This is a genomic window from Salipiger sp. PrR002, assembly GCF_010500775.1.
Lineage (GTDB): Bacteria > Pseudomonadota > Alphaproteobacteria > Rhodobacterales > Rhodobacteraceae > Salipiger.
The window spans coordinates 170,402-185,567 of the sequence record NZ_JAAGOU010000002.1 but is presented as its reverse complement, the minus strand read 5'-3'; the positions used below and the strand labels follow the sequence as shown (position 1 = coordinate 185,567).

Genomic DNA, 15,166 nt, shown 5'->3' with positions numbered 1-15,166 from the left:
GCGCCGCGCAAGGGGCGCAACGCGGCTCTGCAAGGGCTGTGGCAAAATCTCTTGGCCTCGGGTGGAATTGGTTATATGAGTTTACCAATTTCGAGGAGGAGACCCCGATGGAGATGCCAGCCCCCAATGCCAGCATCCTCGCCCGCAAGGCGCGGATCGTCGCGCGCCTGCTTGAGGTGCTGCCCGCCACTGCGGTGATCTCGGAGGAGGCCGAAACCCGCGCCTATGAGTGCGACGCGCTGACCGCCTATCGCTGCCCGCCGCTCTGCGCGGTGCTGCCGTCGAGCACCGAAGAGGTCTCGGCGGTGCTGAAGATCTGCCACGAAGAAGGCGTGCCGGTGGTGCCGCGCGGTGCGGGAACCTCGCTCGCCGGGGGCTCGCTGCCCACCGCGGATTCGGTGATCCTTGGCGTGGCGCGGATGAACCAGGTGCTCGAGACCGATTACGCCAACCGGGTGATCCGCGTGCAGACCGGCCGCACCAACCTCTCGGTCAGCGGTGCCGTGGCCGAAGAGGATTTCTTTTACGCGCCCGACCCCTCGTCGCAGCTGGCCTGCGCCATCGCGGGCAATATCGCGATGAACTCGGGCGGTGCGCATTGCCTGAAATACGGGGTGACCACCAACAACCTGCTGGGCGTCACCATGGTGCTGATGGACGGCACGGTGATCGAACTGGGCGGCGCGCATCTGGATGCGCCGGGGCTGGACCTTCTGGGCGTCATCTGCGGCTCGGAGGGGCAGCTTGGCGTGGTCACCGAGGCCAGCCTGCGCATCCTGCGCAAACCCGAGGGCGCGCGCCCGGTGCTGATGGGGTTTGCCTCGAACGAGGTCGCCGGGGCCTGCGTGTCGGACATCATCAAGGCGGGTGTGCTGCCGGTGGCCATCGAGTTCATGGACCGCCCCTGCATCGAGGCCTGCGAGGCTTTTGCCCACGCCGGATACCCGATGTGCGAAGCGCTGCTGATCGTTGAGGTCGAGGGCTCGGAGGCGGAGATCGCCGAACAGCTGGAGAAGATCATCGAAATCGCCAAGCGCCACAACCCGGTGGAGCTGCGCGAAGCCAAGGACGAGGACGAGGCGGGCCGCATCTGGCTGGGCCGCAAATCCGCCTTCGGCGCCATGGGGCAGATCAACGATTACATGTGCCTCGACGGCACGATCCCGGTCTCGGAATTGCCCTATGTGCTGCGCCGCATCGGCGAGCTGTCGGAGCAGTTCGGCCTGAAGGTGGCCAATGTCTTTCACGCCGGGGACGGCAATATGCACCCGCTGATCCTGTTCAACGCCAATGAGGAAGGCCAGCTGCAGCTCTGCGAGCGGCTCGGGGCGGAGATTCTGAAGCTCTGCGTCGAAGTCGGCGGCTGCCTGACCGGCGAGCATGGCGTGGGGATCGAGAAGCGCGACCTGATGCACACGCAATACGCGCCCGCCGATCTCGAGGCCCAGATGGCGGTGAAGGATGTCTTTGACGCGGGCTGGCTGCTGAACCCCGCCAAAGTGTTTCCGCTGGACGCCTCGGAAGCGCGGCGCAGCGCGGCTCTGGCCGCCGAATGAGCGCGCCCCGCACACACTAAAAAGCGGGGGCCAGCCCCCGCACGCAGCATGAAGCGGGGGCCAGCCCCCGCACCCCCGGGATATTTCTGCCAAGAGGAAGATGCATGAGACCTGAGACCGAGGCAGAGCTTGCCGAGGCCATTGCCGGTGCGAATGGCGCCCTGTCGATCCGTGGCGGCGGCACGCGCGCCATCGCCATGGCGGAGGGTGAAGCATTGGAGACCGGCGGGCTGAGCGGCATCACGCTTTACGAGCCCGGCGCGCTGACGCTGATGGCCAAGGCGGGCACGACGCTTGGCGAGATCGAAGCCGCGCTGGACGCCGAAGGCCAGCGACTGCCCTTCGAAGTGCCGGACTTGCGCGCGCTGCTGGGGCGCACTGGGGAAACGACCATTGGCGGGATCACCGCTGCCAACGCCTCGGGGCCGCGGCGCATCGCCTCGGGCGCCTGCCGCGACTTCCTGCTTGGCGTGCGGTTTGTCGATGGCGCGGGCACTGTGGTGTCGAACGGCGGGCGGGTGATGAAGAACGTCACCGGCTATGATCTGGTGAAGCTGATGGCGGGCAGCCATGGCACTCTGGGCGTGCTCACGGAAGTGAGCTTCAAGGTGCTGCCCCGGCCCGAAACCTCGGCCACGCTGGTGCTGCAGGGGCTTTCGGATGTGGCAGCCGTGGCGGCCATGTCGAAAGCGCTCGGCTCGCCCTTCGACGTGACCGGCGCGGCGCATGATCCCGCCGCCGGGCAGACGTCGCTGCGCATCGAGGGGTTCGAGAAATCCGTCGCCTACCGGCTGGAGCAGCTGCGCGCGCTTTTTGCCGATACTCCGGGCGATGTGGCCGAAGACGGCGCCGCGCATTGGGCCGGGATCCGCGATGTGGCACCGCTTCAGGGCCGCGCCGGGGATGTCTGGCGCATCTCCTGCAAGCCCTCGGACGCGCCGGACCTGGCCGCGACCCTTGGCGCCGAGGCGCTGCTATACGACTGGGGCGGCGGGCTGATCTGGGCGCTGCTGCCCGAGGGCACGGATGCGCGCGCGCGGCTGGGGGCCTTCGCGGGCCATGCCACGCGCCTTCGCGGCAGCGGTGCCGCCCCCGCCTTCCACCCCGAGCCGGCGCCGGTCGCCGCGCTGAGCGCCGGGCTGCGCGCCCGCTTCGATCCGCGCGGGGTGCTCAACCCCGGCCTGATGGCCTGAGCCGAGGAAGAGACATGCAGACGAATTTCACCCCCGACCAGCTGCGCGATCCGGCCATCGAGCGCTCCAACGAGATCCTGCGCTCCTGCGTGCATTGCGGGTTCTGCACCGCCACCTGCCCGACCTACGCGGTGCTGGGCGATGAGCTCGACAGCCCGCGCGGGCGCATCTACCTGATCAAGGACATGCTCGAGAACGAGCGGGTGCCGGACGAGAAGACCGTCAAGCATATCGACCGCTGCCTGTCGTGCCTGTCGTGCATGACCACATGCCCTTCGGGCGTGCATTACATGCATCTGGTGGACCATGCCCGCGCCTATATCGAGAAAAACTACACCCGCCCCTGGCACGACCGGGCGCTGCGCTGGGTGCTGGCGCGGATCATCCCCTACCCCACGCGCTTCCGCCTCGCGCTGGCGGCGGCCAAGCTGGGCCGGCCCTTTGCCGCGCTGATCCCCGACGCGCGGCTGAAGGCGATGCTGGAGATGGCCCCCAAGCGCATCCCGCCGGTCAGCCGCAACGACGATCCGCAGAGCTTTGCCGCCACCGCGCCGCAGCGCAAACGCGTGGCGCTGATGACCGGCTGCGCGCAGAAGGCGCTGAACACCGACATCAACGACGCCACCATCCGGCTGCTGCGGCGGCTTGGCTGCGAGGTGGTGGTGGCCAAGGGCGCGGGCTGCTGCGGCGCGCTCACCCACCACATGGGGCGCGAGGCCGAGGCGCATGGCTCTGCCGAGGCCAACATCCACGCGTGGAAGGCCGAGATCGACGGCGCGGGGCTGGATGCCATCGTCATCAACACCTCGGGATGCGGCACCACGGTGAAGGACTATGGCCATATGTTCCGCAATGGCCCGCTGGCGGCGGCGGCGGCGGAGGTGTCGGGCAAGGCGATGGACATCAGCGAGCTGCTGCGCGATCTGGAGATTCCCGCCGAGATGCTGGCGGGCGCGCCGAAAGACCTGCGCGTGGCCTATCACGCCGCCTGCTCGCTGCAGCATGGGCAGAAGGTCAAATCCGCGCCCAAGGACCTGCTCAAGCGGGCCGGTTTCGAGGTGGTGGAACCCGCCGACAGCCACCTGTGCTGCGGCAGCGCCGGGACCTACAACCTGCTGCAGCCGGAGATCTCGCAACAGCTGCGCGCGCGCAAGGTCGCCACGCTGGAGGCGAAGGCGCCGCAAGTGATCGCCGCGGGCAATATCGGCTGCATGATGCAGATCGGGTCGGGCACCGGCGTGCCGGTGGTGCATACGGTGGAGCTTTTGGACTGGGCCACCGGCGGGCCGAAACCGAGGGCGCTGGCCGAGGTGGACTGAAGCCCGGACTGAGGACCGGCCCAAAGCGGCCCTGCGCCCAAATTTCGCCTCAGACGTTCCCTAGCGTGATGGGGCGAACAGGGAGTCACCGGCGTGAAATACCTTATTGCGCTGCTCTTGCTGCTGGCCATGCCGGCCTTTGCACAGAGCGGCGGTCTCTTCTCCATGGAAAGCCGCGAGGATGGCCGGGGCTGGGAGGCCGTCGGTCGGCTCGAGATCGGCGGCAAAGCCTTTTGCACCGGCGCGCTGATCGCCCCTGACCTCGTGCTGACCGCGGCGCATTGCCTGTTCGACGCCAGCACTGGCGCGCGTGTGCCGGTCGAGCAGATCCAGTTCCTTGCGGGCTGGCGCAATGGCCGAGCCGCCGCCTACCGCCGGGTGCGCCGCGCGGTGGCGCTGGAAGATTACGATTTCATGGCCCCCGCCAGCCCCGAGCGCGTGCGGCACGATGTGGCGGTGATCGAATTGCAGCTGCCGATCCGCAACAGCGCCATCGCCCCTTTCGGCCTTGGCCCGCTGCCCGAGGCCGGTGACGAACTGGGCGTGGTGTCTTACGCGCATGACCGCTCGGAGGCGCCCTCGCTGCAGGACTATTGCGGCGTTCTCGACAAGCAGGACAGCATGTTGGTGCTCGATTGCTCGGTGGATTTCGGCAGTTCCGGATCGCCGGTGTTTTCCTTTGCCGAAGGCACGCCGCGCATCGTGTCGGTGATCTCGGCCAAGGCGCAGGCGGGCGGCGAGCCGGTGTCGCTGGCCACCGGCCTTGATACGCCTCTGGCGCGGCTGCGCGGGGCGCTTGACGAGGATGACGTGTTCAATCCGCTCAGCGCGGGCAGCCGCCGCGACACCGGCGCGAAGTTCATCAAACCATGAGGCTGCGTTACCTGCTGACAGCCGCCCTGATCGGCCTGCCCGCGCTTGCGGGCGCGCAATCCGGCTCGGAAGGGGGCGGTGCCAATTTCGACGTGCTCGACCGGCGTGGCGAGTTACTCGGCTGGGAAGCGGTGGGCCGGGTCGAGGGCAAGGACTCGATCTGCACCGGCGCGCTGATTGCGCGCGACATCGTGCTGACCGCCGCCCATTGCCTATTTGAGGAAAACGGCGCGCCGCGCCCGCCCGAAAGCCTGACGTTTCGCGCCGGGTACCACCACGGCACGCAGATCGTCGCGCAGCGCGTGCGCCGCTGGGTGACGCCGGAGCGCTATGCAAGGCGCGCCAAGCCGAGCCATGAGATGGTGGCGCTGGATGTGGCGCTGCTGAAGCTCGAGGCGCCGGTGACCATCGCCGAGGCCGATCCCTTCCGGCTGCTCGATCACCTGCCCGACGGTTCCGAGGTGACGGTGCTTTCCTACGGGCAGGGACGTGAGGAGGTGCTTTCGCGCGAGCCGTCCTGCGCCATCACCGCGCATTACGCCGACGACGTGCTGGGGTTCGACTGCGATGTGACCTTCGGCAGTTCCGGCGCGCCGGTCTTTTACCGCGACAACGGACGGCTGCGCATCCTGTCGGTGATTTCGGCCTCGGGGATTTCGGCCTCTGGCGGTGCGACCGCCTTCGGTCCCGGCATCTCGGCGCTGGTGCCCGCGCTTGCCGCGCGGCTGCGCAATGAAGATGCGAGGCCCATCGCCAGCAGCGGCGCGCGGCGCATCACCGTGGGCGGCGGGCGCGATGGCACCGGGGCTCGCTTCGTGCGGCCCTAGCGGCGTTTGTCAGACCGGGCCGCGAGGGTCTTGAAAGCGGCAAAATCCCTCCCCATCTGAAGTTTGCCGGGGCGCCTGAGACAGGGCTCCGGCCAACCTAAGCGCCTGTTCCGCAAGGAAAGGCGCGACTTGATGGTATCGCTCAACGGAGGATTCCCATGCGACATTTCGATCTTGCCCCGCTCTATCGTGCCACCGTCGGTTTCGACCAGATCGCCGACATGATGGACCGGGTTCTGGCCAGTGACGTGGCCCAGCCCAGCTATCCGCCCTACAACATTGAAAAGACCGCCGACGATGCCTACCGCATCTCGATCGCCGTGGCCGGCTTTGCCGACGAGGATCTGTCGGTCGAGGTGAAGGATCACGCGCTGGTGGTCTCGGCCAAGAAGTCCGACGAGGGCGAAGGCCGCAGCTATCTGCACCGTGGCATCGCCACCCGCGCCTTCGAGCGCCGCTTCACCCTTGCCGATCACGTGCGCGTCGAAGGCGCGACCCACGAGAACGGCATGCTGCACATCGACCTGCGCCGCGAAATTCCCGAGGCGCTGAAACCCCGCCGCATCGCCATCGCCCGCCCGCAGCGGACCCAAGCGATCGAAAAGGACGTGGTCGACAGCAAGTCGGTGAACTGATCACCGCACTCTGACGCCCTAGGGCCCCGGTGGACGCACCGGGGCCTTTTTGCATGTTCTGGTGAGCGGGCACTCTGGCCGCGCCCTAAATCTCCAGCCAGATCGGACGGTGATCGCTGGCCCGCTGCACCCGCGCCGAACCGGATCCGTCGATCTCATCCTCGAACGCATCATGCGCGATCCCCGCGTCCACGACCTCTGCGGCCAGTGCTGGCGAGACCGCGAAATGATCCAGCAGCAGCGGCCGGTCCCGCACGTTGTCGACGAAATCGTCAAACCGCGCGGTGAATTGCAGCGCCGGAGAGACATGTCTCAGGATCGGGTGTTGAAAGATCAGTTCCGGGTAGAAGGTGCTTCCAAGCACGATGTCCGCGATATTGTGCGACAGATATTGCCGCTCGAAAAAATCGGGGCCCGGGCCGTCGTTCCAATCGCCGGTGACGATCACCCGCTCGTCGCCATTCGCCTTGATGAGCTCATCGAGATAGGTTCTCAGGCGAAAGCCTTCCGCCGCGATCCGCCGCCGTGCCTTCATCGCCGCGGCAATGAACTCCTGCCGCCGCGCCGGATCGTTGAACAGCACCTGCCCGTTGTGCACATATTTCGATTTCGTGTGCAGCACCACGATCCGGAAGGGCACGCCCTCCGCCGGTTTCACATCCACAACCATCGGCACGCGGGTGAAATCATAGGGCTGCAGCAGCAGGTCACCGTCCACATCCGCCCGCCACACGTCTTCCAGCGCCAGCGTGAGCGGGTCGGTGGCATGGTCGATGATCTCGGCGGCACCGCCCAGCTTGCGCAGCACATAAAGCTTCTGCGCCCCGCCCGCCTTGCCGATCAGCGCCTCGTAGAGCGGCGCGCCACCGTCAGACAGATGATCGTCGAGAAAGAGCTGCATCTCCTGCGCGGCGCTCGGCCCTTCCTGCACGCAGAGGATATCGGGACTGGTGCGCCGGATCACCCGCGCAACCTTCTCGGCCACACGCTGCGCCTCCTCGGCGCTCAGCGACCCGCTCCCCCATCTGGGCTCGTGATTTCCCGAGAACCAGTTGTTCATCCATTCGATGTTCCAGTTCATCACCTTCATCACGTCCCCTCCCAGATATGACGGCAAGATCGCTGTTATAGAACAATGGCTCTATGGCAGCGCTGTGAACCCCGGATGCGTCACGCCACCTGATCCGGCAGGCGCGTGGCTTTCTCCGCCAGCATAGCGCCGCTTGCGGATCCGGGCGACTCCGCAGCCACCTGCAGGATCACCGCGCCCGCCCGGTGCCGGGTCTCGACCAATTGGTGGGCCTGCACGATCTGCGCGAGCGGAAAGCGCGCCCCGATCACCGGCGTCAGCTGCCCCGCGCGCCACATCTCTAGCAGGGCCTCAAGCGCGGCACGGCTGTCGCCGCTGACATGAAGCCGGAGCCGCGGGCCACCCGCGAGCTTGGCGCGCAGCAGATGCCACAGCTCGCGCAGGCCGAAGTTCAGCGGCAGGAACAGCCCCTGCGGCGAAAGCAGGCGGCGGCTGCGCGGCCAGTCCAGCGCGCCCACCGTGTCAAAGATCAGATCGAACCGCCCGCCAGGGCGCTCGCAGGTGTAATCCAGCACCTCCGACGCGCCGAGCCCCATGAGCAGTTCTCTGCGCCCCGGCCCCGCCACCGCGGTGACCTCGGCCCCCAGTGCGGCGGCGATCTGCACCGCATAGGCCCCGACCCCGCCCGAGGCCCCGAGGATGAGCACGCGCTGCCCGGGCTGCACCCGCGCCACCTCGCGCAGGAACTCCAATGCGGTCAGCGCGCCAAAAGGCAGCGCGGCGGCAGCGTCATAGCCAATGCCCACGGGGATCGGCACCAGCGCGCCGCTGGCCTTGGCAAGCGCATAGTCGGCGTGGCCGCCGTGGCCGAGCACCGCCAGCACGCGCTGCCCCACGGCAAACCCCTGCACCCCCGCGCCCAGCGCGACGATCTCGCCCGCCACGTCCGAACCGGGCACCAGATGGCGCGGCTTCCACAGGCCCGCCACCAGCCGCCCGATCAGCGCCAGCCCGCCGGGAAACGCCGCCGCGCGCAGCCGCCAGTCGGCGGTGGTGACAGAGGCGGCATGGACGCGGATCAGAACCTCCCCCGGCCCCGGCACGGGGCGCGGCAGCTCTTCGACACGCAGGGTTTCGGCGGGGCCATAGCGGCGGGCGGTGACGGCTTTCATGACGGGCCTTCCTTGAAGCGAGATGCGATGAGACGAGATGCCCGCAAGTTACCCGCTGCGGTGACGCATGAATATTGACCCATATCGCAGACACCCCATACAAATACGCATGGATTGGCAGGGATTGCGTTTCGACTGGAACCGGCTGCGGGGCTTTCTGGCCACCGCCGAGGAAGGCTCGCTCTCCGCGGCGGCCCGCGCGCTGGGGATGAGCCAGCCGACGCTGGGGCGGCAGGTGGCGGCGCTGGAGGCAGAGCTTGGCCTCACGCTCTTCGAACGGCACGGGACCGGGCTGCAGTTGACCGAGGCGGGCCTGCAACTGGCCGAACACGCGCGGGCCATGGGCGAAGCGGCAGAGCACCTGTCGCGCGTCGCCTCGGGCCAGCAGCAGCAGATCGCGGGTCATGTGACGATCACCGCCTCCGAGATCTACGCCGGCTGGCTGCTGCCACAGGTGCTGCCGCAGATCCGCGCCGCCGCGCCGGGGCTGACCATCGAGGTGCTCGCCTCCAACGCCATCCGCGATCTCAAGCGGCGCGAGGCGGATATCGCCCTGCGCAACGCCCGCCCCGAACAGCCCGACCTCATCGCCCGCAAGATCGCCGAGGATCGCGGCAGCTTCTACGCCACAAAGGCCTATCTCGCTAAGCTGCCGCCGCTCAAGGCGCTGCCCGATCTCGCAGCGGCCGAATTCATCGCCTTCGAGGATCCCGGCCCGCATATGAGCTTTCTGAAGGGCCTCGGCATCCCGGTCACCGAGGCGAATTTCCCCCTGATCAGTTCCAGCCACCTCGTGCACTGGGAGATGACCCGCGCCGGTCTCGGCATCGGTGTCGGCCCGCTTGGTCTCGGCGACGCCGACCCGCGCCTGCGCCGCGCGCTGCCGGACCTCGAGATCCCTTTCCCGGTCTGGCTGGTCGCGCACCGCGAGTTGCACAGCTCCCGCCGCATCCGCCTCGTCTTCGACCTGCTGGCCGAGCTGATCCCACCGCTGCTGCGCAGCCCCTGACGCTTCTTCTCTTTAAAAATACGCATGGCGCGACGTTCCCACGCCGCGCAACGCATAGAAAAGGCGCCGCACGGTCTCCCGCACGGCGCCCTTCAAGCTCAACAAGACGCCGAATCAGTCGAGCTTGAAGCTCCAGAAGAAGGTCTCGCCCGAGCTGTCATCGACACCGTCATTGTCGGTCGAGACATAGGCGGTGCCATCCTCTGCGATGGCGAGCCCTTCGACCTTGTCGACCACATAGCCGCCCCAGCCCTTGAGGTCGGGGATCAGGTCGCGCACCTCTTCCTTGCTCACAACCGGCAGATCGCCGCCCAGCGGGGCCGCCACCATCTCTGCCAGCGGGATGCGATAGACCTTCTTGGTGACCGCAGCGGCACCGATCTGGTTGTCACGCTCCACCACATAGACGAAATCGCCATGCGCGGTGATCTCCGACAGTCCGACCCAGCCCTTTTCGGGCGCGGCCTTGGCATAGAGCACGGCGCCCCATTCCTTGGTCTCGGGATTGTAGGAGACAAGCTTCACGTGGTTTTCCGGATCGCCGGTCCACTCGCGCTGCACGGCCATCCAAAGCGTGCCGTCCACCATGGTGATGCCCTCGAAGCCAAAGCGCTTCTCCTGCGCCAGCAGCTCTGCCGGAAGGCCGACTTCTTCTTCGATCTCCCCCTCGGCGCTCACGTGATAGAGCGCATGCGGGATCAGCTTCGCGGTATTGCCCTCAGAGGCGAGCCAGAAGCCCCCCTCGCCGTCGAGCGTGATACCCTCGAGGTCGAGCTTCTGCGCCGGACGGCCCGCACGGGTCACGTCGAGCGCCTTGGTGATGCGTGCCGGTTTCGACGAGGGGTCGATGGTGAAGATGCGCGGCTGAAAGCCGTAGAAGCTGTCGTTGACCGCGTAGACCATGCCGTCATCGCCCGCGACCATGCCCGAGATCGCGCCCCAGCCGATCAGCTCATCCGCGCCTTCGGAGGTCAGCGTCGGGTACATCGCCGCGCCCTCGGCATACTCGTAGATCATCACATGGGCGCGCACGCCGCCGTCTTCGATCAGGTCTTCTTCGTTGGCGGTGACCAGCAGGTTGCGCTGCGGGATGGCCACAGCGCCTTCGGGGGCGATGCCCGAGGGCAGCATTTGCTTGAGCACCGGGGCGGCGGGGTCGGTCATGTCATAGACCGCCGCGACCGAGCCGCGCTCGGACAGCAGGATCATATAGGGCGTGCCGTCAAAGGTCGCGAACTCCATACCCTCGGGCTCGGCACCCTTGGCGTCCGAGCGCTTGTCCGGGTAGTGGCCGACCTGAACCACCGCGTGTTCGAAGGTGTTGCCGCTGTCGTAGACCTCGGTGCCGTCTTTGTTGAAGACCGTGAAGCTGCGCGAGCCGCCGTCCATGTCGCCCTCATTGGCGATGGCGAAGTGCTCGTCATCCAGCCATTGCACCGAGTCGGGCTCGCGCAGGCGACCTTCCTGGCTCTCGGTGAAGATCAGCGCGCCGCGCTCGTCGGTGGCGTCGATCTCGGTCAGGTCCGTGCTGCCCGCCGAGAAGTGGCTGAGCACCTCACCCGATTTGTTCAGCACCACGATGTGGTTGTTCTCTTGCAGGGTGACCACGATCTCACCGGCGCCGTTCACATCGACGAACTCGGGCTCGGGGTCTTCCGGCGCGATCTCGGCAAGGCCGGTGACATCCGCCTTCACAAGGCTGTCGCACTGCGCCGCGCCATCCACCACGTCGAGGATCGCCACATAGCCCGCAGGCATCTGCGGCACCCGGCCATCGCCGGCGTCTTCGTCACGCTCGTTCTCGATCGCCACGGTGACAAAGCTGCCGTCCTTGGACAGCGCGAGGCTGTCGGGCTGGCCGCCAAGGTCACACTCGCCGACGATCTCGCCGCTCTGCATGTTCACCATCTCGAGTTTGCCCGAAGGCGCCGTGTAGCTCTCGGAGGTGTTCACACCCACAAAAGCGGTGTCGCCCGCAACGGCCACCGAGGTAGGCTCGCCGCCCATCTCGATGTTACCCAGCGGCTTCGGCGCGCGCGGGTCGGTGATGTCGATACGGCCGATCACGCCCAGCGGGCTGTCGGTATAGACCAGCGTGTTGCCGTCTTCCGAGGCGTAGATGATCTCGGCCGAGGTCACGCGCGCGCGGTCCTCGCCTTCGGCCATGTTCTCGGGCGTGGCAAAGCTGGCAATGCGGTTGAAATTCATCTCGGCCTGCGCGGCACCGGCGAAAAGCGCCAGCGCCGAGGTCAGGCACAGCGTGCGGATGGTCATGTGACGTCCCCCTGTTATCGGTCCGCACCGCCATGGGGCCGCAATGTAACGCGCGCGTGATGTCCGTATGACGCCTTGATGACGCTACGGCAAATACCTGCCTACCCAGCCTCTCGGAAGGCCCTCAAAATGCCGAAGAATCAGGCTACGCCTAGGGGAATTAACAACAATTAATGGGTGCGGCGCGGCGCCCCGTTCCATGGCTCGAGTCTTGGCCCTAAACTTTTGAAGTCACGAAGGAGATTTGATGTGTCGATTGCATTTCCCATCCCGCCTTTGGCCTGCTTTTCCAGCCTCCGGCAAACGGCTGCCGCATTTTCGGCATTTATCGCGCTTTCGGGGATCGCCGTCCCTGCTTTGGCGTCGGAAACCCTGCTCACGGTGATCACCGCAGAGGGCGTGGAAACCGCGCTCGACCGCGAGGCGCTGGAAGCGCTCCCGCAGCATGAGTTCAGCACCGAAACCCAATGGACTTGGGAAGAGCAGAGCTTCAGCGGCCCGCTGCTGATCGACGTTCTGAAAGAAGCGGGTCTGCCCGATCCTGCAAACGGCGGGATGATCGAGTTTGTCGCCGACGACGGCTATCACGCAAAGATCGACCTGACCGAGAACGCCCAATATCTGACCGACGCCTATCCGATCGTCACGACGCGGGTGAACGGCGAGCCCTTCCCGCTCGAGAACAACGGCCCGCTTTGGGTGATGTTCCCCTACGATGAACACCCCGAGTTGGACATCGAGCCGGTGCACAATATGACGGTCTGGCAGCTTCTGCAGATCGTGCAACTGGCAGAATAAAGCGGGCAGAGTGAGGGCGCGGCACGCGCGCCCTTGCTTGCGTCAGTCTCCGGTCACTGCCCGGCAGAGCGGGCTGCTGGCCTCGGCCAGCCCGTCGATCACGTTGAAATGATGCAGGCCCGGGTCGATCACCACGTCGCAGTCGCCCCCGCTCCACGCTTCGCCCAACCAGCGCGCCTGATCGAGAAACACCGGACGCTCGTCACCGCCGACCCAGACCGTCACCGGCACCTGCGGCGCGGGCTGATGGATGGGGCTCTCGGCCTCGGCCTCCGCCGCATCCAGCTGCAGCCCGGCGTTCATGTCGGTCTGCATCAGCGGCGCAAGGTCCGAGAGCGGTGAGATCGGCACCACGCCAGCGATCCGCTCGGCCACCGGGGCAGGCAACAGGCCCGGCGCCAGCATCCGCGCGACCAGATGGCCCCCGGCGGAATGCCCCGTCAGACGCAGCGGCCCGGCCACCTCGCCCGCCGCCACGGTGACCGCAGCGGCGATCTGCCGGGTGATCTCGCTGATCCGCACGTCGGGGCAGAGATCATAAGACGGCATCGCAACCGCCCAGCCCTGCGCCAGCGGTCCGGCGGCCAGATGCGACCAGACCGAGCGGTCGAACTTCAGCCAATAGCCGCCATGCACAAAAACGACGAGCCCGCGCGGCGTGGCCTCGGGCAGGAACAGATCGAGCGCCTGCCGCTCGCCTTCGCCATAGGAGAGGCTGCGCAGCCGCCCCGCAGCCCGCATCTCGCCCCGAAAGACCTCCGCCGCCACCGACCAGCGTGGCGGGTAATCCGCCGCCCCCTCGATATGAGCTGCATTGGCATATGCGTCGCTAAGGTCCATCGTCTTTCTCCGTTCTCGTACTAAACTCGGGAATAACAGATGCGCCGACCGCCGCAGCAGAAAACGCGGCGGAGCGCGCGATACGAATCAAGGAGGCTCTCATGCTCGACCAGACCACCAACCTTCCCGGGCTGCTGAAGGATCCCACGCTGCTCGAGACCCGCGCCTTCGTGAACGGCGAATGGATCACCGGCGCCGACGGCGAATTTGACGTGACCAACCCCGCGCGCGGCGACGTGATCGCCAAGGTCGCCGACCTCAGCCGCGCCCAGATCGCCGGCACCATCGACGGCGCCTACATCGCGCAGAAAAGCTGGGCGCAATGGACCGGCAAAGAGCGCGCGCAGGTGCTGCGCAAATGGTTCGACCTCATCATGGAGAACCAAGACGATCTAGGCACCATCATGACCGCCGAACAGGGCAAGCCGCTGGCCGAGGCCAAGGGCGAGATCGCCTATGGTGCGTCCTTCATCGAGTTCTTTGGCGAAGAGGCCAAGCGGGTCTACGGCGAGACCATTCCCGGCCACGCCCGCGACAAGCGCATCATGGTGCTCAAGCAGCCCATTGGCGTTGCCGCCTCGATCACCCCGTGGAACTTCCCCAACGCGATGATCACCCGCAAGGCCGGTCCGGCGCTGGCGGCGGGCTGTTCCTTCGTCGCGCGCCCGGCTTCGGAAACCCCGCTGTCGGCGCTGGCGCTGGCGGTTCTGGCCAAGCGCGCAGGCATCCCGGCGGGCGTGTTCAACGTGGTGCCGACCTCCTCGGCCTCGGAAGCGGGCAAGGAGTTCTGCGAAAACCCCAAGGTGCGCAAGCTGACCTTCACCGGCTCCACCGAAGTGGGCCGCATCCTGCTGCGGCAGGGCGCCGATCAGGTGATGAAATGCTCGATGGAGCTGGGCGGCAACGCGCCCTTCATCGTCTTCGACGACGCCGATCTCGACGAAGCGGTGCAGGGTGCCATCGCCTGCAAGTTCCGCAACAACGGCCAGACCTGCGTCTGCGCCAACCGTATCTACGTGCAGGCCGGGGTCTATGATGCCTTCGCCGAGAAGCTCGCCGCCGAGGTGGCCAAGCTCAAGGTCGGCGACGGGCTGGAAGAGGGCACCGATCTTGGCCCGCTGATCACCTCCAAGGCGATCGACAAGGTACAAGAGCATATCGCCGACGCCAAGGAAAAGGGCGCCAAGGTGATCCTCGGCAGCGAGGCGCATGAGCTGCAGGGGCAGTTCTTTGGTCCGACCATCGTCACCGGCGCCACGCGCGAGATGAAATTCGCCACCGAAGAGACCTTCGGCCCGCTCGCGCCGCTGTTCAAATTCGAGAATGAGGACGAGGTGATCGAGATGGCCAATGACACGATCTTTGGCCTTGCCTCCTACTTCTACGCCAACGACCTGAGCCGCGTATACAAGGTCGCCGAGGCGCTGGAATATGGCATCGTCGGCGTCAACACCGGCCTCATCTCGACCGAGCTTGCCCCCTTCGGCGGCGTCAAACAGTCCGGCCTCGGCCGCGAGGGCAGCCACCACGGCATCGAGGATTACCTCGAGATGAAATACGTCTGCCTGAGCGTATGAGGCGGCTCGGGCAGCCCTCATAAGCCAGCCCGGAATCGAGGCGAAGCCGCCGGGCAAGCGCCG

Annotated in this window: 13 protein-coding genes; 9 read left to right on the top strand and 4 right to left on the bottom strand. The window is 66.8% G+C overall.

The annotated features are described in order from the left end of the window. Positions 1-107 precede the first annotated feature (107 nt). The 6 genes from G0A00_RS03295 to G0A00_RS03270 all read left to right on the top strand — a co-directional run bounded on the left by G0A00_RS03295 (position 108) and on the right by G0A00_RS03270 (position 6,403). Entirely contained in the window at positions 108-1,556 is a 1,449-nt protein-coding gene (locus G0A00_RS03295; protein ID WP_164178663.1) for an FAD-linked oxidase C-terminal domain-containing protein, read from the top strand. A 104-nt stretch (positions 1,557-1,660) separates the two neighbouring features. Then, complete coding sequence (locus G0A00_RS03290; protein ID WP_164178661.1) at positions 1,661-2,749, top strand: FAD-binding protein; 1,089 nt, start codon at positions 1,661-1,663, stop codon at positions 2,747-2,749. A gap of 14 nt (positions 2,750-2,763) precedes the next feature. Continuing rightward, positions 2,764-4,068: a glycolate oxidase subunit GlcF gene (gene glcF, locus G0A00_RS03285; RefSeq protein ID WP_164178659.1), complete on the top strand. Its 1,305-nt coding sequence runs from the start codon at positions 2,764-2,766 to the stop codon at positions 4,066-4,068. A 93-nt stretch (positions 4,069-4,161) separates the two neighbouring features. Next, the gene (locus G0A00_RS03280) at positions 4,162-4,941 is read left to right on the top strand and encodes a serine protease (RefSeq protein ID WP_237220206.1); all 780 of its coding nucleotides are present in this window, start codon (positions 4,162-4,164) and stop codon (positions 4,939-4,941) included. Beyond that, positions 4,938-5,768, top strand: coding sequence for a serine protease (locus G0A00_RS03275; protein ID WP_164178643.1), 831 nt, complete (start codon positions 4,938-4,940; stop codon positions 5,766-5,768). Before G0A00_RS03280 ends, G0A00_RS03275 begins: the two co-directional genes overlap by 4 nt. Positions 5,769-5,926: 158 nt before the next feature. Beyond that, positions 5,927-6,403, top strand: a complete 477-nt coding sequence (locus tag G0A00_RS03270; protein WP_164178641.1) for an Hsp20 family protein — start codon at positions 5,927-5,929, stop codon at positions 6,401-6,403. An 85-nt stretch (positions 6,404-6,488) separates the two neighbouring features. Here the strand turns inward: G0A00_RS03270 and G0A00_RS03265 are convergent, their stop codons facing one another. Further along, entirely contained in the window at positions 6,489-7,493 is a 1,005-nt protein-coding gene (locus G0A00_RS03265; protein WP_164178639.1) for an endonuclease/exonuclease/phosphatase family protein, read from the bottom strand. Positions 7,494-7,573: 80 nt separating this feature from the next. Then, a complete protein-coding gene (locus G0A00_RS03260; RefSeq protein ID WP_164178637.1) occupies positions 7,574-8,605 on the bottom strand; it encodes an NAD(P)-dependent alcohol dehydrogenase in 1,032 nt (343 codons plus the stop codon). Between the two features lie 109 nt (positions 8,606-8,714). On the opposite strand from G0A00_RS03260, the gene G0A00_RS03255 reads away from it, so the two are divergent. Next, complete coding sequence (locus G0A00_RS03255) at positions 8,715-9,614, top strand: LysR family transcriptional regulator (protein WP_203595257.1); 900 nt, start codon at positions 8,715-8,717, stop codon at positions 9,612-9,614. 114 nt (positions 9,615-9,728) lie between these two features. Here the strand turns inward: G0A00_RS03255 and G0A00_RS03250 are convergent, their stop codons facing one another. Continuing rightward, on the bottom strand, positions 9,729-11,888 hold the full coding sequence (locus G0A00_RS03250) for an esterase-like activity of phytase family protein (protein WP_164178635.1): 2,160 nt from the start codon (positions 11,886-11,888) through the stop codon (positions 9,729-9,731). A gap of 249 nt (positions 11,889-12,137) precedes the next feature. Between G0A00_RS03250 and G0A00_RS03245 the strand changes: the two genes are divergently transcribed. Beyond that, positions 12,138-12,686 carry a molybdopterin-dependent oxidoreductase gene (locus tag G0A00_RS03245; RefSeq protein WP_164178633.1) on the top strand — a complete coding sequence of 183 codons (549 nt, stop codon included), beginning with the start codon at positions 12,138-12,140 and terminating at the stop codon, positions 12,684-12,686. Between the two features lie 42 nt (positions 12,687-12,728). On the opposite strand, the gene G0A00_RS03240 is transcribed toward G0A00_RS03245, so the two are convergent. Beyond that, positions 12,729-13,526: an alpha/beta hydrolase gene (locus G0A00_RS03240; protein WP_164178631.1), complete on the bottom strand. Its 798-nt coding sequence runs from the start codon at positions 13,524-13,526 to the stop codon at positions 12,729-12,731. Positions 13,527-13,627: 101 nt separating this feature from the next. On the opposite strand from G0A00_RS03240, the gene G0A00_RS03235 reads away from it, so the two are divergent. Next, the gene (locus G0A00_RS03235; protein WP_164178629.1) at positions 13,628-15,103 is read left to right on the top strand and encodes an NAD-dependent succinate-semialdehyde dehydrogenase; all 1,476 of its coding nucleotides are present in this window, start codon (positions 13,628-13,630) and stop codon (positions 15,101-15,103) included. Positions 15,104-15,166: the final 63 nt, after the last annotated feature.